The sequence below is a fragment of the Synechococcus sp. PCC 6717 genome (genome assembly GCF_022698185.1).
GTDB lineage: Bacteria > Cyanobacteriota > Cyanobacteriia > Thermosynechococcales > Thermosynechococcaceae > Thermosynechococcus > Thermosynechococcus lividus.
In genome coordinates this window covers 176,922-199,789 of sequence record NZ_JAKLTV010000001.1, presented here as the reverse complement: position 1 = coordinate 199,789, position 22,868 = coordinate 176,922, and the positions used below count along the sequence as shown (strand labels likewise).

General features: G+C 53.3%; 20 protein-coding genes and 1 tRNA gene. 10 read left to right on the top strand and 11 right to left on the bottom strand.

What is annotated here, in order from left to right:
- Positions 1-139: 139 nt before the first annotated feature.
- Both mrdA and hemC read right to left on the bottom strand, forming a co-directional pair.
- Complete coding sequence (mrdA, locus tag L5470_RS00955) at positions 140-1,909, bottom strand: penicillin-binding protein 2 (RefSeq protein ID WP_499497591.1); 1,770 nt, start codon at positions 1,907-1,909, stop codon at positions 140-142.
- Positions 1,910-1,995: 86 nt separating this feature from the next.
- Positions 1,996-2,964, bottom strand: a complete 969-nt coding sequence (gene hemC, locus L5470_RS00950) for a hydroxymethylbilane synthase (RefSeq protein ID WP_499497589.1) — start codon at positions 2,962-2,964, stop codon at positions 1,996-1,998.
- Between the two features lie 321 nt (positions 2,965-3,285).
- Here hemC and L5470_RS00945 point away from each other — a divergent pair, with 321 nt between their 5' ends.
- A complete protein-coding gene (locus L5470_RS00945) occupies positions 3,286-3,612 on the top strand; it encodes a slr1957 family protein (RefSeq protein ID WP_099798460.1) in 327 nt (108 codons plus the stop codon).
- Here L5470_RS00945 and L5470_RS00940 read toward each other — a convergent pair.
- Complete coding sequence (locus L5470_RS00940) at positions 3,589-4,320, bottom strand: energy-coupling factor ABC transporter ATP-binding protein (RefSeq protein ID WP_499497587.1); 732 nt, start codon at positions 4,318-4,320, stop codon at positions 3,589-3,591. The genes L5470_RS00945 and L5470_RS00940 overlap by 24 nt on opposite strands.
- A gap of 73 nt (positions 4,321-4,393) precedes the next feature.
- On the opposite strand from L5470_RS00940, the gene L5470_RS00935 reads away from it, so the two are divergent.
- On the top strand, positions 4,394-6,538 hold the full coding sequence (locus L5470_RS00935; protein ID WP_499497585.1) for an HAD-IIB family hydrolase: 2,145 nt from the start codon (positions 4,394-4,396) through the stop codon (positions 6,536-6,538).
- Between the two features lie 17 nt (positions 6,539-6,555).
- On the opposite strand, the gene L5470_RS00930 is transcribed toward L5470_RS00935, so the two are convergent.
- On the bottom strand, positions 6,556-7,002 hold the full coding sequence (locus L5470_RS00930) for a fasciclin domain-containing protein (protein ID WP_099798463.1): 447 nt from the start codon (positions 7,000-7,002) through the stop codon (positions 6,556-6,558).
- Between the two features lie 95 nt (positions 7,003-7,097).
- Between L5470_RS00930 and L5470_RS00925 the strand changes: the two genes are divergently transcribed.
- On the top strand, positions 7,098-8,468 hold the full coding sequence (locus tag L5470_RS00925) for an NAD-dependent succinate-semialdehyde dehydrogenase (RefSeq protein WP_499497583.1): 1,371 nt from the start codon (positions 7,098-7,100) through the stop codon (positions 8,466-8,468).
- Here the strand turns inward: L5470_RS00925 and L5470_RS00920 are convergent.
- Positions 8,465-10,054 carry a glycoside hydrolase family 57 protein gene (locus L5470_RS00920; RefSeq protein ID WP_499497581.1) on the bottom strand — a complete coding sequence of 530 codons (1,590 nt, stop codon included), beginning with the start codon at positions 10,052-10,054 and terminating at the stop codon, positions 8,465-8,467. The genes L5470_RS00925 and L5470_RS00920 overlap by 4 nt on opposite strands.
- 123 nt (positions 10,055-10,177) lie before the next feature.
- The gene (locus L5470_RS00915; RefSeq protein WP_499497580.1) at positions 10,178-12,121 is read right to left on the bottom strand and encodes an ABC transporter ATP-binding protein/permease; all 1,944 of its coding nucleotides are present in this window, start codon (positions 12,119-12,121) and stop codon (positions 10,178-10,180) included.
- A gap of 70 nt (positions 12,122-12,191) precedes the next feature.
- Here L5470_RS00915 and L5470_RS00910 point away from each other — a divergent pair, with 70 nt between their 5' ends.
- Positions 12,192-12,854 carry a lysophospholipid acyltransferase family protein gene (locus L5470_RS00910; RefSeq protein WP_099798466.1) on the top strand — a complete coding sequence of 221 codons (663 nt, stop codon included), beginning with the start codon at positions 12,192-12,194 and terminating at the stop codon, positions 12,852-12,854.
- A 156-nt stretch (positions 12,855-13,010) separates the two neighbouring features.
- On the opposite strand, the gene L5470_RS00905 is transcribed toward L5470_RS00910, so the two are convergent.
- Positions 13,011-13,154 carry a hypothetical protein gene (locus tag L5470_RS00905; RefSeq protein ID WP_157768327.1) on the bottom strand — a complete coding sequence of 48 codons (144 nt, stop codon included), beginning with the start codon at positions 13,152-13,154 and terminating at the stop codon, positions 13,011-13,013.
- Between the two features lie 5 nt (positions 13,155-13,159).
- Between L5470_RS00905 and L5470_RS00900 the strand changes: the two genes are divergently transcribed.
- A tRNA-Gly gene (locus L5470_RS00900) sits at positions 13,160-13,230 on the top strand.
- On the opposite strand, the gene L5470_RS00895 is transcribed toward L5470_RS00900, so the two are convergent.
- A complete protein-coding gene (locus tag L5470_RS00895) occupies positions 13,231-16,320 on the bottom strand; it encodes an FHA domain-containing protein (protein ID WP_499497577.1) in 3,090 nt (1,029 codons plus the stop codon).
- Between the two features lie 379 nt (positions 16,321-16,699).
- On the opposite strand from L5470_RS00895, the gene L5470_RS00890 reads away from it, so the two are divergent.
- Together L5470_RS00890 and L5470_RS00885 are read left to right on the top strand one after the other, a co-directional pair.
- Entirely contained in the window at positions 16,700-17,371 is a 672-nt protein-coding gene (locus L5470_RS00890) for a hypothetical protein (protein ID WP_499497575.1), read from the top strand.
- Between the two features lie 106 nt (positions 17,372-17,477).
- On the top strand, positions 17,478-17,684 hold the full coding sequence (locus tag L5470_RS00885; protein ID WP_099798468.1) for a glycogen debranching protein: 207 nt from the start codon (positions 17,478-17,480) through the stop codon (positions 17,682-17,684).
- A 133-nt stretch (positions 17,685-17,817) separates the two neighbouring features.
- Here the strand turns inward: L5470_RS00885 and tmk are convergent, their stop codons facing one another.
- Positions 17,818-18,504: a dTMP kinase gene (gene tmk / locus L5470_RS00880; protein WP_227517575.1), complete on the bottom strand. Its 687-nt coding sequence runs from the start codon at positions 18,502-18,504 to the stop codon at positions 17,818-17,820.
- A gap of 216 nt (positions 18,505-18,720) precedes the next feature.
- Between tmk and L5470_RS00875 the strand changes: the two genes are divergently transcribed.
- Positions 18,721-19,074: a hypothetical protein gene (locus L5470_RS00875; protein ID WP_499497573.1), complete on the top strand. Its 354-nt coding sequence runs from the start codon at positions 18,721-18,723 to the stop codon at positions 19,072-19,074.
- A complete protein-coding gene (locus L5470_RS00870; protein ID WP_099798471.1) occupies positions 19,071-20,210 on the top strand; it encodes an NAD(P)/FAD-dependent oxidoreductase in 1,140 nt (379 codons plus the stop codon). Before L5470_RS00875 ends, L5470_RS00870 begins: the two co-directional genes overlap by 4 nt.
- Here the strand turns inward: L5470_RS00870 and L5470_RS00865 are convergent.
- Positions 20,176-20,706 (bottom strand): GNAT family N-acetyltransferase, encoded by a 531-nt coding sequence (locus tag L5470_RS00865; RefSeq protein ID WP_099798472.1) that lies wholly within the window; start codon positions 20,704-20,706, stop codon positions 20,176-20,178. The genes L5470_RS00870 and L5470_RS00865 overlap by 35 nt on opposite strands.
- A gap of 89 nt (positions 20,707-20,795) precedes the next feature.
- Here L5470_RS00865 and L5470_RS00860 point away from each other — a divergent pair, with 89 nt between their 5' ends.
- Positions 20,796-21,518 (top strand): ACT domain-containing protein, encoded by a 723-nt coding sequence (locus L5470_RS00860; RefSeq protein ID WP_099798473.1) that lies wholly within the window; start codon positions 20,796-20,798, stop codon positions 21,516-21,518.
- 110 nt (positions 21,519-21,628) lie between these two features.
- On the opposite strand, the gene mazG is transcribed toward L5470_RS00860, so the two are convergent.
- Complete coding sequence (gene mazG, locus L5470_RS00855) at positions 21,629-22,726, bottom strand: nucleoside triphosphate pyrophosphohydrolase (protein WP_499497569.1); 1,098 nt, start codon at positions 22,724-22,726, stop codon at positions 21,629-21,631.
- Between the last annotated feature and the right edge of the window lie 142 nt (positions 22,727-22,868).

Here is a 22,868-nt window from a genome sequence, read left to right as displayed (position 1 = left end):
TGGGGAAGTCTTGTTACTGGTTCTACGACAGCACTTACGTCCTTGGGTTGCCCCGCAAACGCAGAGGTGCGTGTTTCCCCAGTCGTTCCCCCTTGCGGGGCAGTTCCCTTTTTCACAAAGGTACTGCCATTCCATGTTTCTAGCGATCGCGCGTCTTCATGTAGGCTTGAATGACCTTGAGAACCATAGGCCCACAGATGGAGCCACCGCCGCCACCGGAGTTTTCAGCAAAAGCAACAACGACAATTTCTGGATTATCAGCGGGTGCATAGCCGCCAAACCACGTGTGGTGAGGTCGCGGTGGGTCTTCGCCAGTGCCACTCTTGCCAGCGATCGCCACGTCAGGAACATTTAAGGCACTGCCGGTTCCATTGGTCACCACCTGCCGCAACCCTTGACGCACAACCCTGACCGTTGAGGGTTTTAAGTTCAAGGACTGGCGCCAGCGATCGGGGTTATCAGAGCGAATTAAATGGGGACGAACTTTATAGCCACCGTTGGCAGGCACCGCAAACATCACTGCTGCCTGTAGAGGACTCACTTGCAATGCGCCTTGGCCAATGGACATAATTAACGAATCGCCATCGTACCACCCCTCGCCAAAGGTCTCCTTTTTCCACTGGGGATCTGGCACAAACCCCGCCGCCTCCCCAGGCAGATCAATCCCCGTTTTTGACCCCATGCCGAAACGGCGCGCCCACTCCACTAATGTTTTAGGGCCGATCCGTCGCCCCACTTGCCCAAAAAAAGTATTACTACTCCATGCCAATGCGCCAGCAAACCCTTGGGGGCCAAAACCAGCCCGGTTCCAGTCGTGAAAGGCAAACCCACCCGTGTAGAGGGCAGGATAGGTCATCAGCACAGTATCGGGGCTAAACTTACCGGACTCTAACCCCGCTACTGCTGTCACCACCTTAAAGGTGCTTGCGGGAGGAAACCCTTGGAGGGCACGATTGACAAACGGAAATTGCCGTCGTTGTAATTCATCCCACTGAGCTTGGGTCATGCGCCGCGCAAACCAGTTGGGATCAAAGGCTGGATAGCTGGCCAAGGCCAGAATAGCACCATCCCGAGGATCCATCGCCACGATCGCCCCGTTTCTATTGCCTAGAGCGGCTTCCGCTGCTTTTTGCAAATCCAGATCAACTGAAAGGACGATGTCATTGCCCGGGCGGGCGACCTTTTGACCAAGGATGCGAATCACCCTACCTTGACCATCCACTTCAACCTGTTGCCCACCCCAGGTTCCCCGTAGTGTTGTTTCGTAGGTGGCTTCCACCCCCATTTTTCCTATAACATCCCCAAGGCGATACCCTTGATCGCGGCGGGCTGCCAATTCTTCTTCATTTAGCTCGCCAATGTAGCCAAGAATATGTGCGCCAATTTCCCCGTGGGGATAAAACCGCAAGGCCTCCCGATCCACTTCAACCCCGCTCAGAAAGCTGCGATGTTCTTCAAGGGCGACAATTTGAGCTTGGCTAATGCCTTGGGCAATACGAATGAGTGACGGTGAATTCACGCCCGCTTGCTCGACCCGCTGCTGAATTTCTGCTGGCGGAATTTTGAGAATTTTGGCGAGTAACGCGACGGTTTGCGGCCATTCTGGTTTTTTGGCTGCCAGTGGCCATAGGAAGACGGAGTAGGAGAAGGTGTTCCCTGCTAAAATCCGCCCTTTACGATCCAAAATTTTGCCCCGCTCCGGTGGTTTGGGAATCAGGCGAATGCGGTTTTCATCTGCCATTTGGCGATTGCGATCGCCCTCAACCAACTGTAAATAACCAAGGCGAGCACCAATGCCACCAAAGAGGAACGCGCTCATCACACATAACAGGACGAGAACCCGTCCTTGCTTACCCACCGCGCGATCGTAGGCTTGATAAGTCGCAGCTCGCGTTTTCAGCATGGCCATAGGCAGTGAGGATGATGTTGGTGAACCACAACACTGCCACTCTACCAAGAATTACGCAATAGTGCGCCTAACGTTGACGGTAGCAGCTAGCGTTCGGAACGCACCGTGGCAAAAATTTCGGCCAGAATTTCGGAGGCTCCCTGTTCTCTTAAGGTCAAGGCCAAGGACGCGCCCAGTACTTCAGCAGTGCTCGGATCGCCAGTGATCGTATCTTTTACAAGCCGTTGCCCATCCAGGCTAGCGACTAACCCCGTTAGGCGGAGTTGCCCTTGCTCAATCACCGTATGTACGCCAATGGGGACTTGGCAACCGCCTTCTAGTTGCCGCAAAAAGGCACGTTCGGCGAGGCAGCGGGCAGCGGTTTCAGGGTCTTCAAGGGTTTTAATGAGGCTCAGGATCTCCGGGTCGTTGCTGCGGCACTCAATGCCAAGCGCGCCTTGGCCAACAGCGTATAGGGATACACTGGCGGGCAGAACTTGACTGATGCGATCGCCAAAGCCAAGGCGACGTAACCCCGCCACCGCCAAAATCAGGCCATCGTACTCTCCCGCATCCAACTTGGCCAGACGGGTATTCAGGTTGCCCCGCACATCCTTAAAGGACAGGTGAGGATAGTGGTGGCGCAGTTGAGCGAGCCGCCGTAGGGATGAGGTGCCAATGATCGTACCTGCGGGTAGAGTTTCGAGGGTGTACCCCAGCCATTTTGCCCCCAACACTAGGGCATCAGCAGGGTCTTCCCGCCGGGTAATTGCGCCCAGCATCAGCCCGTCTGGCAGGTGGGTGGGCAAATCCTTGAGGGAGTGCACCGCCAAATCAGTCTCTTGCCGCAGCATCGACAGTTCGAGTTCTTTGGTAAACAGACCCTTATCCCCAATTTTGGCCAAGGCCACGTCCAGAATATTATCTCCCTGGGTAGTCATGGTCACCACTTCAAAGGAGCGATCGCCATGGCGGGCTTGCAGTTGTGCCTGTACCCATTCTGTTTGCACAAGGGCCAGTTGACTTTTGCGTGAGCCAATGCGGATAGGTCGCTGGGTTGAGGGGGTGGCAGTCATAGGGTCAGTTCAAGGGTCGAAGGGGTGTGAAGCACCAAGCCATTATAGGTCGCACGGATCCCAGCGAGCAAGGCATCGAACATTCCCCTGCAGCAGAACTGAGGCACACTATCCCCTTGCAAACCTTTAATAGCGTCAGCGGAACATCAGAGTCGCCTAGCGTGACGCATAAGGGATGTTGTCTTTTGTTTATTCTCTGCAACCAAAGGATTAAGAGTTACAACAAGCCGTTCAAGAGAATTTGCTCTGTCTGTTATGGTCGCAATAGAAGACTTCAATCTTGTTACTCATTTTTTACTCATTTTGAGTCCAGTACTGCCTATGGATAGCCCCTCGTCGTTGCTGAAATACTCTTACAAATCAGCCTTGGCATGGTGCCAAGAGAACGGCTGGACCGATTTGTTTGTCGAGCAGTACCAGTACTGGGCCTTTCCGCCGGGTGGGGTGATGCCCTTGCCGCTGCCCTCTCAGGCGCTACACCTTATTGAATTGCCCACAGTTACATCGCCACAGCAGCGATGTTTGCAGACGCTGTCCTTGGCGATCGCCCTTGTCGCCACAGGGATGAGTTGCTGGTTTCAGTCCCTGATGCCCTTATTAGTGGGTTTTAGTGCCTGCGCTCTTTTAATTGCTGCCCAAGATGCCTAAATCCTCATTTGTTGCCAAGGATTGTTGCCGATAAATGAGGGGCATCATCGCTGCAGGAGCGCCTTGGCCAATAATTTTGCCATTATCCAGCACAATGGCTCCATCCGCTTGGGCTAACTCATCTAATCGGTGGGTGACCCACAGGGCAGTGATGCCTTGGCAGTTCACCAGTTGGCGGACATAGTCCAAGAGTTCCTGCTGGCTCTCAGGATCAAGTAAGGCAGTGGGTTCATCCAACAAAAGGACACGGCACTGGCGAGCGATCGCCCCAGCAATGGCCACCCKTTGYTTTTGACCGCCACTGAGGGCATAGATAGGGCGGCGCTCTAGCCCTTGCAGGTTCACCGCTTGCAAGGCCGCACTGACCCGCTGTCGCACCTCCCAGTAGGTCAACGATTCACCATTCAAGCTAAAGGCAATATCGGCACCAACGCTGGGCATTACCAATTGATGATCCGGATTTTGAAACACAAAGCCAAAGGGCTGCGCAATGTAGCACTCGCCGGATTCGGGGGGCAACAGCCCGGCCAACAAACGAATTAATGTGGACTTGCCGCTGCCATTGCGACCTAGCAGCATCCACAGTTGCCCTTGGGGAATCGTCAGCGACACGCGATTCAGCAGTAATGTCTCCGGTGACCAACCAAACGAAACGTCTTTGAGGGCGATCGCCGGGGGTGGCGACACACTATTTTGGACAATTGCCATGATATTTGGTAAGGTGAGGGGGGAACGGTTATCCCCAACTGGGTGAGCAACTAACCACACAAGGGGAGGAGCTATGCAACAGGGATTATACATTGTCCTCATCAGCATTCATGGGTTAATCCGCGGCGATCGCCTTGAACTAGGGCGTGATGCTGATACTGGCGGTCAAACCCSCTATGTTGTCGAACTGGCCAGACAGTTAGCAGCCCATCCCCGCGTGGCGCAAGTAGATTTAGTCACCCGCTTGATCAACGACCCCAAAGTCAGTGCCGACTACGCCCAGCCCATTGAACCCATTGCGGATCGCGCCCGTATTGTGCGCCTACCCTGTGGACCACGGCGTTACCTACGCAAAGAAGTGCTCTGGCCGTACCTCGATGTCTTTGCAGACGAGCTACTACGCCATCTACGCCAAAGTGGCCGGATGCCCGACGTTATCCATAGTCATTATGCAGATGCTGGTTATGTTGGCTGCCGGGTGGCGGGCTGGCTAGGCGTGCCGTTGGTTCACACAGGGCACTCCTTGGGGCGAGTGAAGCGGCAACGGCTGCTGGATCAAGGCAGTAAACCCGACGTTATCGAAGAGCAGTTTCACTTCACCACCCGCATCGAAGCGGAAGAGCAAACCCTTGCCAGTGCCTCCCTGATTATTGCCAGTACCCACCAAGAGGTCGAAGAGCAGTACAGCCTTTACGACCATTACAATCCTGAGCGCATGATGGTGATTCCGCCGGGCTTGGATACCGAACGCTTTTATCCGGCGGCAGTGAGTTCCGATCTGCCGATACTAAAAGAATTACGCCGCTTTTTAGTAGAGCCGGAAAAACCCTTTATTTTCTGCCTATCTCGGCCAGTTCCCCGCAAAAATGTTGCCGCTTTGGTGAAGGTGTATGGTACAGACCCGATGCTACAAGAGCGTGCCAACCTCGTGCTGGTATTGGGCAACCGCACTGACATCAGCAAGATGGAGGCCAGCCCTCGGCAGGTCTTCACGGAACTCTTTTCCTTAGTGGATCGCTACGATCTCTACGGTAAGGTCGCCTACCCTAAAACCCATACCAGTGATGAGGTACCGGATCTCTACCGTTTAGCCGCACAACAGCGGGGGGTGTTTATCAATCCGGCGCTGACGGAACCCTTTGGCCTCMCCCTCATTGAAGCCTCAGCCTGTGGGCTACCCATTTTGGCCACCGCCGATGGTGGTCCTAAGGAAATTATCCGCAACTGTCAGAATGGCTTGCTCTTTGATGCCTTAGATCCGGAGGCAATCCGTACCGCCTTGCACCAAGCCTTCGCTAGCGATACTCAGTGGCAGGAATGGTCAAACAATGGCCTCAAGGGGGTACAGCAGCACTACTCGTGGCACAGTCATGTGGAGGCGTACCTGAAAGCAATTAGCCAACTTGCAGAGAAATCCGTCCTGCCGGCCTTGAGTGTACAACGCCAACCTGCGCCCTACCGCCGCAATGCAACCCCCACCAACCGTAACCGCCTGCTCACGCTTGAACGGTTACTTGTGAGTGATATTGACAATACCCTCATTGGCGATCGCAGCGCCCTTGAGCGCTTGCTTGAAGTCCTACAGCACCGCCTTGAACTGGGGTTTGGGGTTGCTACAGGTCGCCACTTAGAAATCACCCTTGATGTCTTAAACGAATGGGGAGTTCCCCTGCCCGACGTGCTCATTACCTCCGTTGGCAGTGAAATTCACTACGGCCCACACCTAGTACCCGATACAAGCTGGAGTCAGCACATTAGCTATCGCTGGGAACCACAGCGGGTGCGGGACATACTGGCCAATGTGCCTGGGTTAACTTTACAACCCAAGGACAATCAACGCTCCCACAAAATTAGCTATACGGTGGATATAGAGGTTTTGCCCTCCATTACCCCTGTGTTGCGGCTCCTACGGCAGCAAAAACTCCACTGTCGCTCCATTTTTTCCCACAATCAGTTTTTAGATATTTTGCCCCTGCGAGCCTCCAAAGGGGATGCCCTCCGCTACCTTGCCCTGAAGTGGGGATACCCGCTGCAAAAATTGCTCGTGGCCGGCGACTCGGGGAACGATGAGCAAATGCTAACCGGCAATACCCTAGCGGTGGTGGTTGGGAATCATAGCCCAGAACTCGACAAACTGCGGGACGTTCCTCAGATCTACTTTGCCGAGGGGCACTATGCCCAAGGCATTTTGGAAGCGATTGACTACTATGGCTTCTAGGGGGTTGGGGAAGGCACTCAACGGTAGGGAACATCTGTGTCTTGGAATGAGTGCGCTGGGTCTAAGCCCATTAAAATAACCGTGTCAATGACATGGATGATACCGTTGTCAGCCTGAATGTCAGCAGCAAGAACCGTTGCATTTTTCACTTCAAGGGGGGTCTCGCCATGAATGGGAATGGTTGAGCCTTCAAGGGAGGTGACCACCCCCATCTTTTTTAGCTCCGCAGCAGTGTAGGCACCCGCAAGGACGTGGTACTTCAGGATGCGGGCAAGCTGGGGTGGGTTTTGCACTAAGGAGGTGATGGTGCCATCCGGTAGCTTAGCAAAGGCATCATCGTTGGGGGCAAACACGGTAAATGGGCCGGCAGATTGCAGGGCATCGACTAAATTAGCCACTTTGACCGCAGTAACAAGGGTAGAGAACCCTGGTGTATTGACCGCAATATCCACAATGGTCGCCATAGATGCCTGCCCTGAATTTCGCTAGAATTAGCATACTGAACCGCTGCGGCAGAAGCTAGGCCTTTGGCCGCTGCCGAAGATAGGGAATTTTAATCATGGCAATCGCGTCTGTTAATCCCACCACGGGGGAAGTGGTTAAAACCTTTTGTCCCCTGAGTGAAGCAGAACTACAGGCCTGTTTGGAGCGAGCAGCCACTGCCTTTGAAAGCTATCGTCAGACAACCTTTCAACAGCGATCGCACTGGCTGTTAGCGGCAGCCGCTCTTTTAGAGCAGCAATGCCAATCCTTGGCACAGTTAATGACCCTTGAAATGGGCAAACCCATTACGGAAGCCATCGCAGAGGTGGAAAAGTGTGCGTGGGTCTGTCGGTATTACGCAGAGCAGGCAGAGGCATTTTTAGCACCGGAGATAGTGGCTACAGACGCTACCTACAGCGCTATACACTATCAGCCTCTTGGCATTATTTTGGCGGTGATGCCTTGGAATTTCCCCTTTTGGCAGGTGTTTCGCTTTGCGGCACCAGCGCTAATGGCAGGCAATGTGGCACTGCTCAAACACGCCTCCAATGTACCCCAGTGTGCCCTGGCGATCGCCGACCTGTTTGCCGCCGCAGGGATTCCAGTGGGAGCCTTTCAAACCCTCCTCATTCCTGCGGGTCGTGTTGCCGCTTTGCTGGCGGATCGGCGCATTCGGGCGGCCACCCTCACGGGTAGTGAACCTGCCGGCATCAGTTTGGCCGTGGCCGCATCCCAGCACATTAAGAAAACCGTCTTGGAGTTAGGGGGCAGCGATCCGTTTATTGTGCTCCCCAGCGCGGATCTACCCCGGGCGATCGCCACCGCTGTTAAGGCACGGATGATCAATAATGGCCAGTCCTGTATTGCCGCCAAACGGTTCATTGTCCATACCGCCGTTTATGATGCTTTTGTGGCGGGCCTACAAGCAGCATTTGACGCATGGCGGATAGGGGATCCGGTTGACCCTGCCACGCAACTGGGGCCCTTGGCCACGGCCACGATCCGCGAGGAACTGCGCACCCAAGTGGAACTGGCGCTAGCTCATGGTGCCAAGCTGATTTATCAGGGAGAGTTGCCCCCCCACTGTCAGCAGGGGTATTTTTATCCTCCAACCCTCTTGGCGGAGATTAGCCGCGACAATCCGGTATTTGTGCAGGAGTTTTTTGGGCCGGTTGCGCTCCTATTTCGAGTTAGCTCTCTAGACGCGGCCATCGAACTGGCCAATGCCACCCCCTTTGGTTTGGGAGCCAGTGCTTGGACAGCAGACGCCAGCGAAGGCGATCGCCTGATTCGAGATCTAGAGGCAGGAGCCGTCTTTATCAACGGCATGGTCAAGTCTGACCCCCGCTTACCCTTTGGCGGCACCAAGCGATCGGGCTATGGCCGAGAACTGGGACGGGCGGGGATTCTCGAGTTTGTGAATATTAAAACCGTATGCCGCTATTAAAGAGGGCGATAAACCCGGTAATTGATTTGGGGAAAGATATTATCAATCGCCTCGACTTTTTCGAGCCAGCCCGCATCAATTTTTTGAGCCTTGATATCGTCGTAGAGCTTATGGAAGCGGGTGAGGTGACTGCGGGTGCGGCGAACCGCATAGGGCACCATTGTCCCAGTGCGCATGATAAACGCCCAGTCCGAGGATTGCGCTAGCAGCAACTCACGAGCCGCTTGGTTGAGGGCACGCCAACTGAGTTCATCCCACGGCTCCCCTTTCGCCAGTTCAATCATTCGCTCTGCTGCTTTGTGCAGGTGGGGATAAATCCACGCATTGGTGTCATTTAACCAGTACTCATGGAAGCCTTTATACCCCCAACTCGATTGGGAGGGGCGACACACCTGCTGGGTGGGGTGGGCGCGTAGGTAGTCTGCTAGATGGGTCATGGCAAAGGTATCTTGGTCAAACCACACTTTGCGGAACAGAAAGTCTAAAAACCACGGGCCTTCGTACCACCAGTGTCCGTAAAGCTCGGCATCATAGGGAGAGACAACGATGGGTGGCCGTTGCATCAGGTGATGTAGATAACGAATTTGGTTTTCGCGGTTAAACATAAAATTAGCCGCGTGCTCTGCAGCTTTTTCCCGCGCCCAGTAGGGATCGTAGAGTTGTTTGTCCCCTAACCCCAAGCCACGGCCAGTGATTTTGTGGTACTTAATGCCGGTATTTTTGCGCTGGCCATTGGGCATAATGTAGGGCTTAATGTACTCGTACTCCGCCTCCCAGCCCAAATCTTTGTAGAATTCACGATACTCTGCTGCCCCTGGGTAACCCACCTCCGAAGACCACACCTGCTGCGATGACTCGTGATCGCGGCCAAAGGCAGCTACCCCTGTTTCGGTAAAAATAGGCGCGTAGGTGCCAAACCGAGGGCGGGGGCGACCGTAGAGAATCCCATGCCCATCGGTAATAAAATAGCGCAGCCCCGCATCTGCTAGCATCCGCTCTAAGCCTTCGTAGTAAGCACACTCCGGCAACCAAATGCCCTTGGGCGGACGGCCAAACGTTTGCTCGTAGTGTTCGCAGGCCACTTGTAACTGCGCCCACACCGCTTGGGGGTACATTTTCATCAGCGGCAAGTAGCCGTGGGTGGCACCACAGGTAATAATTTCAAGGTTATTGGAGTCTTGAAATTGCTTGAACGCCGTAACCAGATCGCGATCGTAGCGTTCCCACGTTTGACGCACGCGGTTAAACTCTTGGGCGTAGTGCTCCGCTAGATAGCGAAGGTGACCATTAAAGGTATTCCGTTCAACTTCTAGCTCGGCTAACTCTTCTAGCTGGGCAAGGTGTTGATCGTAGCGCTCTTGCAGGAGCGGATCCCGCAGCATTGAAATGAGGGGCGGGGTCATGCTCATGGTGATTTTGAAATCTACGCCATCCCGCTTGAGACCTTCAAACATCCACAGGAGGGGAACGTAGGTTTCGGTAATGGCTTCAAAGAGCCATTCTTCTTCTAGAACGTAGTCGCTCTCTGGGTGACGAACAAAGGGGAGGTGAGCGTGCAAAACCAGTGCTAAATAACCAATTGCCATAGAAAGTTTGCCTACCAATACGCTGGGGGATAACCGCAGGAGATCAAGGGGATCGTTGAAGTTTCCACCATCTTAGGTCAAATGGCTCGCGCTGCAACGGGAAATTTTTAGGATTTTACAGCCTTAATGAGCTGGGCGAAACTCCCACGCCTGATTACTCTTAAGTTCGAGAATATAAGTGTGGTATTGAATTAAGCTTTCGCGGTGGCCAACACTAATGTAATTATGGGCGATCCGTTGAATATGCGCATAAACGCGCTGCTCATTGTCAAGGTCAAGGGCGCTAGTGGCCTCGTCCAAAATGGCATAGGGACGCTTGTTGAGTAGCAAACGGGCGATCGCCAACCGCTGTTGCTCTCCAAGAGACAGCACGTCATCCCAAGCTAGCTCCACATCAAACCCGCCCACACGATCCGGTAAGTGTTCTAAATTCACCTGCGCAAGTGCATAGAGTAACCCATCATCGCTAGTATCGCGATCGCCCCCCGGATAGAGTAACTGGGTTCGTAGGGTTCCCAAAACCATATAGGGTCGCTGGGGCAAAAAGAGAACGTCACTGATGGGGGGTCGGATAATGCGGCCACTACCACTTTGCCATAGACCAGCGATCGCCCGCAGCATTGAACTTTTACCGACCCCACTGGGCCCCATAATCACGACACTTTCGCCGCTATCTAAGGCAAACGTTACGTCTTGTACCAACTGCCGTGCCAAATTGGGGGTTGCGATGGTGACCTTCTCTAGGGCAAAGCGCGGCTGCTCCACCAGCTCAATTTGCGATTCACCAAGCGACACTGGTGTGACTAGGGCATCATTAAACTCCGCTAAGCGCTCGATACCCGCGATAAAGCCACTCAAGTTTGCAAATTGGTTCACAATAATCGAAAGGGAGCCTAAAACTTGGGAAAACGCAAAACTAGCCTGACTAATGGCACCAAAGTCGATTTCGCCAGCAAAATAGCGCGGTGCCACAACCGCAGCGGGAACAATAATCACAAAGTAATTGTAGGCAGTTGTAAAGAAGTCAAGGTTTCGCTGCCAGCCAATGAGCAGATTAAAGTTACGGAGCACTTCAATGAACCGTTGACGCACCTGTAGCGATTCTTGGGCTTCGCCGCGGTAAAAGGCGATGGACTCAGCGTTATCGCGCACATGTACCAAGCCATAGCGGAAATCAGCTTCACGGCGCAGTTGGTTAAAATTGAGGCGAATTAAGCGTTGGCCGATGAGAATCGTCACAACCGTACCGACCACCGCATAACCAATCAGGGTTAGGGTCAGGGTCTGGGAGATACTCCAGAGAATGCCACTAAAGGCAACTAAGTCAATAATATCGCTGAGGATAATCAACAAAAACTGCAAAGAGGTTTGGGTAAAGGAGCGAATATCTTCGGTGATCCGTTGGTCAGGGTTATCAATGTCACTGGCATTTTCAATGGCATAGTAGGAGCGGTTTTGAAAATAGCGATCCAAGAAGTGGCGTGTCAGCCAAWCCCGCCAGCATAGCCCCAAGTACTCGCGCACATAGCGGTAAATCACGACAATGGGGGTGCCCACGACAAACACCCCAGCATACACGCCAAGAAACCGCCAGTAGGTATCCGCATTTTTTTCCGCCAGTGCCGTCTGGAAGAATCGCCCCACAAAGCTGATAATGACGTTGAGGCCACTCACGGACAGCGACAGCATTAGCAATAGCCCTAATAGGGTCCACGCTTGCCAGCGGGGGAGGAGGTCGCGGCGTAAGAGCACAAACACCCCAAGGGGCACGATAACCGTGGCAAGGATGAGGCTACGGCTGAAGGGATCAGACCAAAGTGAGCGGATGAGATCCATTAAGCCGCCAGCAATTTGCCCCATTAGTTCCGGGGCAAGGGCATTGAGACCAAAGGTCACAGCCGCCGTTAGGGCAAAGAGACACCCAAACATCAGCGCAATCACTAAAAAGAGCAGCAGAATAAAGATGCCGCTGCTGCCGCGGCGATCGCGCGGGAAGAAATAGGGCTGGGCAATAGTAATAAATTGCCCCCAAACGCGGGCATCAAAACGATGGCTAGGTTGAGACACTGGACAGTACCGAAGCGTTAATAGGCTACAGGCCTACTATTGTAGTGGGGGTGGCTACGGAGACGAATGCATGGCAGAACAAAACACGTCGCAAACAACCTCTAGAATTGTGCCGTGGCTATACTGGGGACTCTGGCCATTTCACCGCCTCCTATTGTGGTTCTATTTTGCCAAGATTACGATTGTTGGCCGCGAACAATTGCCCAAGGATGGCGGCTTTGTGTTGGCACCCAAGCACTATAGCCGTTGGGATCCGGTGATTCTGGCGTTGGTGTGGTTCCGTCCGCTGCGGTTTATGACCAATGCCATTGAGTTTAGGGGGGTGCAGGGATGGTTTATTCGTCGTTTAGGGGCGTTTTCCATTAACCTCAATCGCCCCCAAGCCAGTAGCCTGCGCCATGCCCTCGAGATTCTCAAAACCGGACAGCCCTTAGTTCTGTTTCCAGAGGGCGGGATCGAGCGGGAATTACCAGTACGTCCACTCAAACCTGGGCTGGCTCGACTGGTACTGCAAGCACAAGGCGATCGCCCTATTCCCATTTTCCCGGTTGGTATTGTTTATACTCCCTGCCCTCAATTTCGCTGTCGGGTCAGCGTTTATATTGCACCGCCGCTATGGGTAGAGCGCAACGGTTGCGATCGCCAACCCCTTAAACAGCGGGCACAACAGCTCACTGAGGAACTGCACAAGGCACTACTGGATGCAGTCACTCAGGCAGCACAGGTTGATTGACATCCCCCTCTGCCTTCGCTGCGCTCAGGAAGGGGATTCCATCGTCGCCGATGAAGGTTCCTGCGTCAACGAGGTGACGTGCTCAACCGCTGTTTCCAGAAGATGAGTAGCGGCCTCCTCTCCACCGGCGTAAGGTTCTGTGTGCCCCACAGTCCGTCAACCTAGCTCCACAATGCTGATAGCTGCGTTGGGGTCTCTGTCCAGCACAGTTCCGCACTGGCACAAATGGCGAACGGGCAGCTCAAGGGGGCCAAGATTGGCGATCGCCCCATCGCTATGGTAGGTTAATAGTCTGTGCATAATGTGCGGGCATAGTTTAATGGTAAAACCTTAGCCTTCCAAGCTAATGTTGTCGGTTCGATTCCGTCTGCCCGCTTCAATGGCCAAAGTCACGGCGTTTCTGGCAGAAGGGCAGAGCAACAAGCATCGCCAAAATTAAAATTGCCTGATTACGCCAGTGCTGGCGAACATCAACGCTAAACATATAGCCTTGATCGCGCTGGAAGCGGCTAATGATACCTTGAGCCTCATTAATGGCACGACTACGTTGGCGATTCCATGCCGAGTACTTCAGCTCCCACTCATCCATCGCCTCCTGATAGGCTTGCAGCCGCCTCATATAGTCCTGTAGTTCTAGTGGATCACTGGGCGGATCTCCGGGAGATTCGGGACGCGGTGGGGCGGGTTCATCCACCTCAGGCACGTACTTGGCGCGAATACCCGGAAAGTTACAGGTTTTAAAGAGACCGGGGCCATAGCAAAGGCAAAAATCCCGCTGCATGGCTTCTGTCATTTTTTCCCGCTCGTCTTCCGGTTCCAACCAGCAGGGATCGTTGGCTATGTCATCTCCCATACCGGTTAACTTGACCATTGCCTCAAACGGCCACTTAATCACTGTGAGATGGTTAATTATCTGGCCAGGTAAGCCAAAGGACGCTACCGGCTGGATGCCACCACTAAAAATAATTTGCGGCACCAAAAACATCAACACGAGTAGAGGCACAATATTTTGGCTAGGCGCAAGCGCAGAGACTAATAGCCCCATAGCCATCCCCCCAAAAATTGCTAGGGCAAGGGTAATGTACATGGCAACGGTCGTTGACCAGTCGCCCGGTAAAATCACGGCCAGCTTTGTCACCAATAGATAAGTGGCAGCTTGGTAAAGGGCAAGGCCGAGGGCGATCGCCACCTTCGAGGCAATATAGGGCAAAACTCGCAGTCCAATCATGCGCTCGCGGCGGTACACCTCCACTTCCTTGACCAGCTCCCGCATGGTCGTCATTGCCCCAATCATCACCGCAATCAAACTAGTGACAAAGATCATCGTCAGGGCTTGGCCAGCGTTCCCAGTGTCCGGATTGAAAAGATTGCGCTGCCACGAGACAAAACTAAGGCTACCCAACAGGGGTGCAATCAACAGCGTCAGCAGCAGGTTACTGCGATCCTGCCCCAAAATCGTCAGGTTGCGCTGCGTCAAAATCCAAAACTGCTGCCATGCCGAAATTTTTGACTTGGGCTCCTTAGATCGGCGTTGGCTGCTACGGGGGCGACGTTGGGAGTCATCAGTGGTGTGAGCGAGCACCTGCTGCCGCCCGACCACGTATTCTTGGTAGAGGCGCGATCGCCGGTAAGCTTGCTCCAGTTCCTCGGAACTGGGGGCATTGGGGTTTTTCTCCTTGTCAAGAGCGCGATAAATCCCAGAAAAATCTTCCAGCTTAATGCCACTGAAGCGATCGCCAAAGGTCGCCCGAAAATAGGGCAGTAACTGATCCGGTGGCCCAAAATAGGCAAGCCGTCCCCCCTCCGCCATATACACCACCAGATCGCACTCACGAATATTTTGGGTAGCATGGGTAATAATTAAAATCGTACGGCCTTGATCCGCCAACTGCCGCAACAAAAACATCATGTCTGCTTCCGTACCCGGATCCAAGCCAGAGGTGGCTTCATCTAGGAAAAAGAGACTGGGTTGGGTCAGCAGTTCCGCCCCAATACACACCCGGCGCTGCTGCCCTCCACTTAAGCGGTTAATGGGAACATTCCGACGATGGCTTAAGCCTAGCTCTGCTAAGACCGCCGTAACCCGTTGTGCCCGTTCGGCTGCGGTCGTGTCTGGGGGCATCCGCAACCGCGCTGCATAGTCTAGGGCTTGGGCAATCGTTAGCTCTTCGTGGATAATATTCCGCTGTGGTACATACCCCAGTTGGGCTTGGAAGGCTTGATAGTTGCGGTAAAAATTTGTACCGTTCACCATCACCGTGCCACTGGTGGCAGGGCGCAGACCGTTGAGCGCATCCAAGAGAGTGGATTTACCACTGCCGCTTGGGCCTAAGATAGCCACAAACTCCTTAGGCAGAATCGACAGCGAAATATCGTGGAGAATTTTAGTGCCCTTGCCCACCACCTTACTCAGGTTCACTGCATCTAGGCGCATGTGACCCGACTCAGCATACTGGGTCAGGGTTTCATCAACATTTAAGACTAGGCGATCGCTACCAATGCGGATACTGTCGCCGACCCGCAGTAAAACTGGCTCCTCCACCTCCCGACCATTGACAAACGTGCCGTTACTAGAACCTAAGTCTGTAAGGATAAAGTCACTATGGCGGCGCTCAATCTTAGCGTGGTGGCGGGATACCGTCGGATGCTCAATCACCAGATCATTACTGGGATCTCGACCAATCGTAAAGGTGGTATAACCTAGCAGCGAAATCGTCTTGACAGGCACCGTTGCGGTTGCATCAGCCTCTGGAATAGCGAGTACCGTCGCTGTGCCCGTCAAGCGCAGCTCAGTTGCCGGACTAAACACCACCGCATGCCGCTGCGTATCAATGCGATCCGGTAACTCCTGCCCCAAAAAGCTAAGACTGACATACTCTGTTAAGGCGTAGCTGTCGCCATTGCCCAACCACACATTCATTGCAGGGTTCGGATCACTCAGATCGACCACCTGCAAGTGATTGTCCACCCTCTTTAGCCGCAGATGGCAGGGCAGTACCTCTGGCACATCCACCACCACATCACAGGCTGGATGGGTGCCCAGCAAACTCGTGACCTCCGATAACCCCCAGCGTTGCCGCCACGTTTTGGTTTGTACCTCAATTACAGGGATCGCTACGTCTTTGCTGATTTCTGTGGCTCGGGGKTGATACTCTTGATACTGCCACACGAGGCGAAACCGCAGCGCCGAGTTGCCAAGGGTAATTAAATCTGCGTCCTCAAGGGGAATTGGTGTATGAGGTACCAAGGGTTGGCCATTGAGCTGCGTGCCCGCTTTACTTTCAAGGTCAACAATGTGTACCTGGTCATCATGCCATTCAAAGCGAGCATGGTAGCGCGAAACCGCCACATCGTTAAGGACAATGGTGTTATCTGGGGCACGGCCAATGGTGAGGCCGGTGGCAGGCAACTGGAAACCGTGCTCACTCACCGACTTGACCAGTTCTAACCAAGCGGTTTGAGTCATGACCTTGGTACAAAAAAGGTTCAATGCCAGTCAGTGTACTGGATTATGGAAGGGATTACAAAACGTAACGGGTTGGGGGGATTGAGATGAATTTCCGTAAAAGGTGAGGGAATTGAGGTGAATTTCCGTAAAAGCACGCAACCAATAGGCCAGCATGTCACCTACAGTAAATCCTAAGGCCTACATCCTTTTCTCTTGTACCTTTGGAACAACCCCGTTGTTCGTAACGTCCTCTAGTAGCAACCCCGATTTTGACCAAAATACTTGATGAATAATGCCAGACGGTACTTTACCGGTTTTGCGTAAACTGCAGGAGCCGTGTTACGCTAGTTTACAAAAGTTTACAAGCTGTGTTTCTAACGATTGCGCGAGGTTCGCTATGTCGCTCACCCCAATGACCCGTTACTATATTCGCCGCCTCCTTGCCGAGCGTGCTGAATTGCTTGGCTTGAACGTCAGTGCTACCGATACTGACAGTCAAGGCTTTGCCGATCAATTGGCGCGGCTAGAATCTCTGGCAACCACTAAGTTAGCAGAAATTGATCTGATTGTTCGCATGCACCAAACCCTGAGCCGAAATGGCCAAACCTACAACAGTTATCTGGCCAACCTTGAAAACAAACTCTTTGCCCTCATGGGCTTAGTGCCCAAAAATGATGATGAGGTAACAGAGATGACGCTACCGTTGCAGGAGATGGTCTCTGATGCCGATAGCCATGCTGCCACCAAAGCCTTGACGTTGGCAGAGGTACTCGATCAATTTAACAAAGTAGGGGATGTAGCGCAAAAATATTTGGGCAAAATGATTGTTGCTAACTATTGGCGGGGGACTCGTCCCTACAGTAGCTGGTTTGCTGACTTTAGTATTAACAATGAGGGTCACGTTCTGTGCCAGTCTTATCAATCCACCCGCGACATCTACTTAACGCAAGAACAGCTAGAACATCTAGAAGGGTGGCTAGCGGCCTTCATCAATCAATGCCAACGTATCCTGCCGCAATTCACCAAACAGCTACAGAAGTCTGGTGTTCCTGTAACAGTTATGGCGTAGGTTTCCTATAAACTCTTGACCAGTGCGTCTAACCGGCTGGAAAATCACGACTTGGTCATCTGTACAATACCTCTAATCATTCACACTGACTGTAAGGGAGCCAAGCATGACGATATGGGTAAGTGAACAAATTGACCCATCGGGTCTACTCTACGCCTGTATCGCTTGCTGTGATGAGGCTCAAGCCCAAGAGTGTGTACAGTCATTTGAAAAAAATCTCACACCGGCGCAAAAGGCAGCGGGTTGGCAGGTTCGGTTACGTACGGTCACCTCTTGGGAAGATGTGCCCAGCACAGCTCTGAAGCTTGGCTAAGTTAGCATCAGCCACGGGTGCTGAGTTTGGTAAAGAAAGACAGAAAAAAGTAGCCAAACTGCGATGATTTGGTTACAAATGCAACAAATAATTATGAAATAATTATCGATCAGCATTTTCAAGCACTTGAGTGCTAGTCATACCACTGCCGTAGATGCTGATCCACACAGGTTTGAATGGCCTGACGGATCACCTCTGGAGGGGCATCTGCCTGAATTCGTTGCCAGCGATCGCCTCCAGCGGCAGCTTGGGCAGCAAATCCTGCTTGCACCCGCTCATGAAACGCAAGTGCTGTTTGCTCAAAGCGATCGCTCCTCCCCCGCTGGCGACTGCGCTCTAGACCCACTTGCGGGGGGACATCAAGCCACAACACCAGATCCGGCACCACTCCAGCAGTGGCAATGCGGTTGACTTGATCAATTAAGGCTAAATCTAAACCGCGACCATAGCCTTGATAAGCCACGGTTGAGGCGGTAAARCGATCGCACAAAACAATTCCGCCTTGGGCTAACTGGGGTTGAATGCAGGTGGCCACATGCTGGGCGCGATCGGCGGCGTACAGCAGTAATTCACTAAGGGGGGCAATCTCCATTGTGGTGTGCAACAGCAGGTGGCGCAGATCTTGCCCAAGGGCAGTTCCTCCGGGTTCGCGGGTAACCACCAGCGGCGGGTCAATGCCACGACTACGGAGTTTTGCCAGCCATCCACTGGCCTGCAACCATTGGGCAATCTCTTGGAGTTGGGTTGTTTTGCCTGCCCCTTCACCCCCTTCCAGCACAATAAACGATCCCCGAGCGGGCACCGCGATCACCTTAGACACAGATTGCATGAATCAGGATGACATTGAGTAAAGTTTTGGTATAATCGCGGCATCCTGTCTTAGCATCTCCAGTCCTCCTTGGGGTGTTAGCAGCAGTCATAGCGATCGCCAAATCCCAATTTCTAGTGATGGCTGAGGGTTGGCTCGTCAAGTTGGGCATACACCGATTACACTGGAACCACTGTTTGCGAATAAACGGCTTACCACTGTACGATTATGGCTCGATATGCTCGTGTTGTCACTATTGCACTGCCCCGAGCACGGCTGAAGGAACAGTTAGTGCAAACATTACAGGCCTGTGAGCTGACGGTGATGCACGTCGGTGAGGATTATGTTGTTGCCCGAGAAACTGACCTCGACGATGTCTCTATGTCGCAACTGGTCACGGTGGAAGTGCTGATTGATAACGCAACCGCCCAGTCAGACGTGACTACGTTTGACTTGGTGCTCAAAAATAAAGAGTTAACCCTCAAAAAAGACAACCATTGTTTTGCCTGGTTTGACCGCATCAGCCGTGCCATTGCCGAAAACGAAAATTGGGAGTTGTTGAATAACGTGGCAACAATGTGAAAACAACGGCCACAATTACGATTGTTGGGGCTGGGGTGATTGGTGCGGCGATCGCCTACGAACTCAGCCGCGCTCTGAGCGCTGCTATTGTTGTCCTTGAAGCTCGCTCAGAGACTGAGTTTGCGGCTACTGGCGCTGCCCTTGGGGTCTTAATTGTGCAGCTGAGTCGGCGGCGGCGGGGGCGCAATTTTCAACTGCGACAGGCAAGTTTGGCACGCTATGACACCCTCATCCCTGAACTGGAGGCGGCCACAGGCGTAGAGATTCCTTACCAACGGCGGGGGATTCTAGAGGTCTTGACAACCCCAGAGGCGGCGATCGCCACTCAGTCATGGCTAGCAATCCATAGCGACCCCTCCTTAGAATGGCTGGAGCCAGCGGCAGTGGTCTCTGAGTTTCCGATGATCAATCCCCAAGTGGTGCACGGTGCCCTCTGGGCAAAGGGCGATCGCCAAGTGCATCCCCGCCGCCTCACCGCAGCATTGCGCCAAGCTGCCCAACAGCAAGGCGTAGAATTTTGGTACCACAGTAAAGTGCTTGAGGTCAAACAGGCCGGGGAGCAGCCGCTACAGTTACGCCTTGAAACAGGCACCTTAACAACGGAGTACTTGATTTTGGCCGCAGGACTCGGGACAACGCCCTTGGCTCAGCAGATCAATCATCCAGTACTGCTACAGCCAGTACTGGGGCAAGCCCTTGAGTTTGGCTGGGCAGCGCCTCCTACCTTACCAGTGCTCACTGCAGAGGATCTTCACCTTGTTCCTGTTGATCCACACCGGGTGTGGGTGGGGGCAACCGTCGAAGGCGATCGCTCCACAGGGGATTCCCAAGCCCTAGCAACCCTGCGTGAACAGGCAAGCCACCTCTGGCCAGCATTGAAAACTGCCCCCCTCCTGCGGCACTGGCAAGGGCTGCGTCCGCGACCCTGCGATCGCCCTGCCCCCGTTATTGAGCAACTTCAGCCGCGGGTGTGGGTAGCCAGCGGTCACTACCGCAATGGCATCCTGCTGGCACCCATCACTGCCCAGTTGGTGCGCCAAGCACTAGAAGAACATTTAGCCGTGGGCAAGGGGCACAAAGCACAGCAGCCTGTTAGTGACCCTAGCGAGAATTCGGATACCAAAACATCCCCTTAATCCCCTCAGGATCAGGGCGAAAGCCTAACTGTCGATAGAAATCAACGACGTGGGGATCGGCAAACAGGGTGATATTGCTAATGTCTTCACTGCGGAGTTCTTTGATCATCTGGCGCATGAGTTCTTTGCCTAGCCCCTGCCCCTGAAACTCAGGGTGCACCACTACGTCCCAGATAGTGGCATTAAACGCGTGATCTGAGGTGGCGCGGGAAAACCCGATTAAGCGCCGATACGCTCCCCGCTGCTCCCACATGGAAATTACCAAGAAGCTGAACTGGATGGCTTTTTTGACCTTGCGGATGGGACGACGCGACCAGCCCACGGCATCACACAGCTCCTCAAGTTCGTAAACGTCAATTTCTTTATCCTTGCTAAAGATAATTTGCCCTTCCGTACTGCTGTCCCGTTCTAGGGCAGCCTGAGAACCAAGACCAACGGCGGTTGTTGTCGCGCTCGTTGATGGTTGCGAATTAAACAGCGATTTCCAGAAGCTCATGCCAGTATGCTGGAGATGGGAATAACCCAAGTATTGGGACGTGACCAAGTGTAACCCGGCCTAGGCTATAGTATAGCGACTCTCTACCTATGGTTTCCGATTTTCAACTCCGTAACCTCGATGTTCTGAAGCGGTTTAATCGGTCGTTTCCAGATTTTTACGAGCAGTTTGTAGGTCGAGATGTGCAACTGCAAAACCTCAAGCTGGGGTTTCAAATCCATAAAACGAATCAGGCTGTTATCTATATTGTCCCAGAGGGCGATCGCTCGGTTCTCCACTTTGCCCACCGTAATCACTCCTACCTCCTCAGTGATCTGTTTGGGGTGATGGCGGCCTACAAGTTAACGATTCATAATGTCTCTCTTTATGGCCATGTACGGCCACCGATGCTGGTATTCGTAAAATTGGTGCTGTCAGATCAGGGTCGCCCTTTGTCCAAAAAGCGCAGTGAAAGTGTACGCCGTGCGTTGCAGCAAACCCTTAGCGGTGAGTTTGCCGTCGAAGAAATGCTGGCGGTGGAGTTTAACCTCGGGGAAGGACTCAGCCAAATCAACACTAGTTTTTACGTGGATCAAGTGTTTCATCTGCCAGCGCTGTTGATCGAGTCCACCAACCATCCTGCTCTGCTCTATAAAGTAATGCATGCTATTTGGCAAGAAGAACTGTTGGTGGTAAATGTTAACTTTATGCTCTGGCAAGGGCGGGTGCGGCTGCTGTTGTACCTCCTTGGCCCCAATGGCAACCTCATTCCAGACTATTTGGGGTCACGGATCGCCACTAAAATCAAAGAGCATTTAACAGGGAATGGGTAATGTAAACTTCCCCGCCCTTGAGAGGGACGGGGTTTCGCAACATCGGCGGGAAGCCCCCCMCTGTATGTGTGAATTGTGCTTACTCAACGAAGATGAGTGTCGGGAGTCGTTCACTTTTGCTCAATAGGCGGCTCTTCAGGTTGCTCAGCCTCAGACGCTCCCTCAAGCTGCTGCTTTGCCTGTTGCCACAGGGCGTCTAGCTCCGCCAAACTATAATCCTCAAGGGGGCGGTCAATCGCTGCTTCAATTAGTTCTAGGCGCTGAATAAAACGTTGATAGGTCTGTTGCAGGGCTTGCACGGGGTCGAGCTGGCACCAACGGGCAAGGTTAATCACACTAAATAGTAAATCCCCCAGTTCAGCGGCCTGCTGGCTGGGTTCGCCCTTCAGCAGTGCTTCTTGAAATTCTGCTAGCTCTTCATAGAATTTTTCCCACGCGCCACTAATGGTCGGCCAGTCCAAGCCAGATCGGCTGGCACGCTCACCAATTTTGATGCCTGCGATCAGGGGAGGAAGAGTACGGGCATAGCGGTGCAGTTTTTGACTGAGGGGTAAAGAGGCCTCCTCGCCTTTTTCGCTAGCTTTAATGTGCTCCCATTGATCTCGTACGTCTTCGGCAGTGGTGAGTTCCACGGTGCCAAACACGTGGGGATGACGGCGGATCAGTTTCTCGGTAATGCGCTGGGCTACGTCAGCTATGGTGAATTGATCTGCTTCGGCGGCGAGTTGGCTTTGTAGCACCACCTGTAGCAACAGATCCCCTAATTCTTCAGCAATGGCCGCTGGCTGCTCCTGTTGTAGGGCATGCACTACTTCGTAGGCTTCCTCAAGAATGTAGGGAATTAAACTGGTGGGGGTTTGCTGCAAGTCCCACGGACAGCCAGTTTCTGGATGGCGGAGTTGCCGTACCACTGCGATGAGTTGGTTCAGCTGAGCAAGAGCCGGTGGTAACGGCGGCGGAAGGTAGAGTTGGAGGGGACACTCTGCGCTGGTGAGGTTGCTGAGGTCGCCAAGGGATAGGGCGATCGCCTGCTGCTGGGCATCAATCAGGCTGACGGTTGTTGTAGTAGGCCAATGGGACTGAAGCTGTTCACTTAAACGGTGGGCGATCGCCAGCGTCGGAATCTGGGTCACTAGCCCCCCTTCGGGCAGCACGGAGCCTTCTGCCAGTGCAGTTGCCGCAGTTAAAACGGTTAAGGGAGTCGCCATGGCGGACTGATCCTTGATTGCTGCCCAATTCACCACTACTGTGCAACCCCATTCCTGCTTGTCTCCCTATTTTACGTCGATTCAGGCGATTTGCAGAGTTACAGGTACGCCCAAGCTAACCCTCAATTGAGCAGTGGCTCAA

Bases quoted from the DNA above. Each gene is read 5' to 3' on its own strand.
- hemC (WP_499497589.1), bottom strand. From the start codon at position 2,964: ATGACTGCCACCCCCTCAACCCAGCGACCTATCCGCATTGGCTCACGC.
- L5470_RS00925 (WP_499497583.1), top strand. From the start codon at position 7,098: ATGGCAATCGCGTCTGTTAATCCCACCACGGGGGAAGTGGTTAAAACC.
- L5470_RS00860 (WP_099798473.1), top strand. From the start codon at position 20,796: ATGGTTTCCGATTTTCAACTCCGTAACCTCGATGTTCTGAAGCGGTTT.
- L5470_RS00910 (WP_099798466.1), top strand. From the start codon at position 12,192: ATGGCAGAACAAAACACGTCGCAAACAACCTCTAGAATTGTGCCGTGG.
- L5470_RS00875 (WP_499497573.1), top strand. From the start codon at position 18,721: ATGGCTCGATATGCTCGTGTTGTCACTATTGCACTGCCCCGAGCACGG.
- mrdA (WP_499497591.1), bottom strand. From the start codon at position 1,909: ATGGCCATGCTGAAAACGCGAGCTGCGACTTATCAAGCCTACGATCGC.
- mazG (WP_499497569.1), bottom strand. From the start codon at position 22,726: ATGGCGACTCCCTTAACCGTTTTAACTGCGGCAACTGCACTGGCAGAA.
- L5470_RS00905 (WP_157768327.1), bottom strand. From the start codon at position 13,154: ATGCACAGACTATTAACCTACCATAGCGATGGGGCGATCGCCAATCTT.
- L5470_RS00885 (WP_099798468.1), top strand. From the start codon at position 17,478: ATGACGATATGGGTAAGTGAACAAATTGACCCATCGGGTCTACTCTAC.
- L5470_RS00930 (WP_099798463.1), bottom strand. From the start codon at position 7,002: ATGGCGACCATTGTGGATATTGCGGTCAATACACCAGGGTTCTCTACC.
- L5470_RS00945 (WP_099798460.1), top strand. From the start codon at position 3,286: ATGGATAGCCCCTCGTCGTTGCTGAAATACTCTTACAAATCAGCCTTG.
- L5470_RS00890 (WP_499497575.1), top strand. From the start codon at position 16,700: ATGTCGCTCACCCCAATGACCCGTTACTATATTCGCCGCCTCCTTGCC.
- L5470_RS00920 (WP_499497581.1), bottom strand. From the start codon at position 10,054: ATGGCAATTGGTTATTTAGCACTGGTTTTGCACGCTCACCTCCCCTTT.
- L5470_RS00865 (WP_099798472.1), bottom strand. From the start codon at position 20,706: ATGAGCTTCTGGAAATCGCTGTTTAATTCGCAACCATCAACGAGCGCG.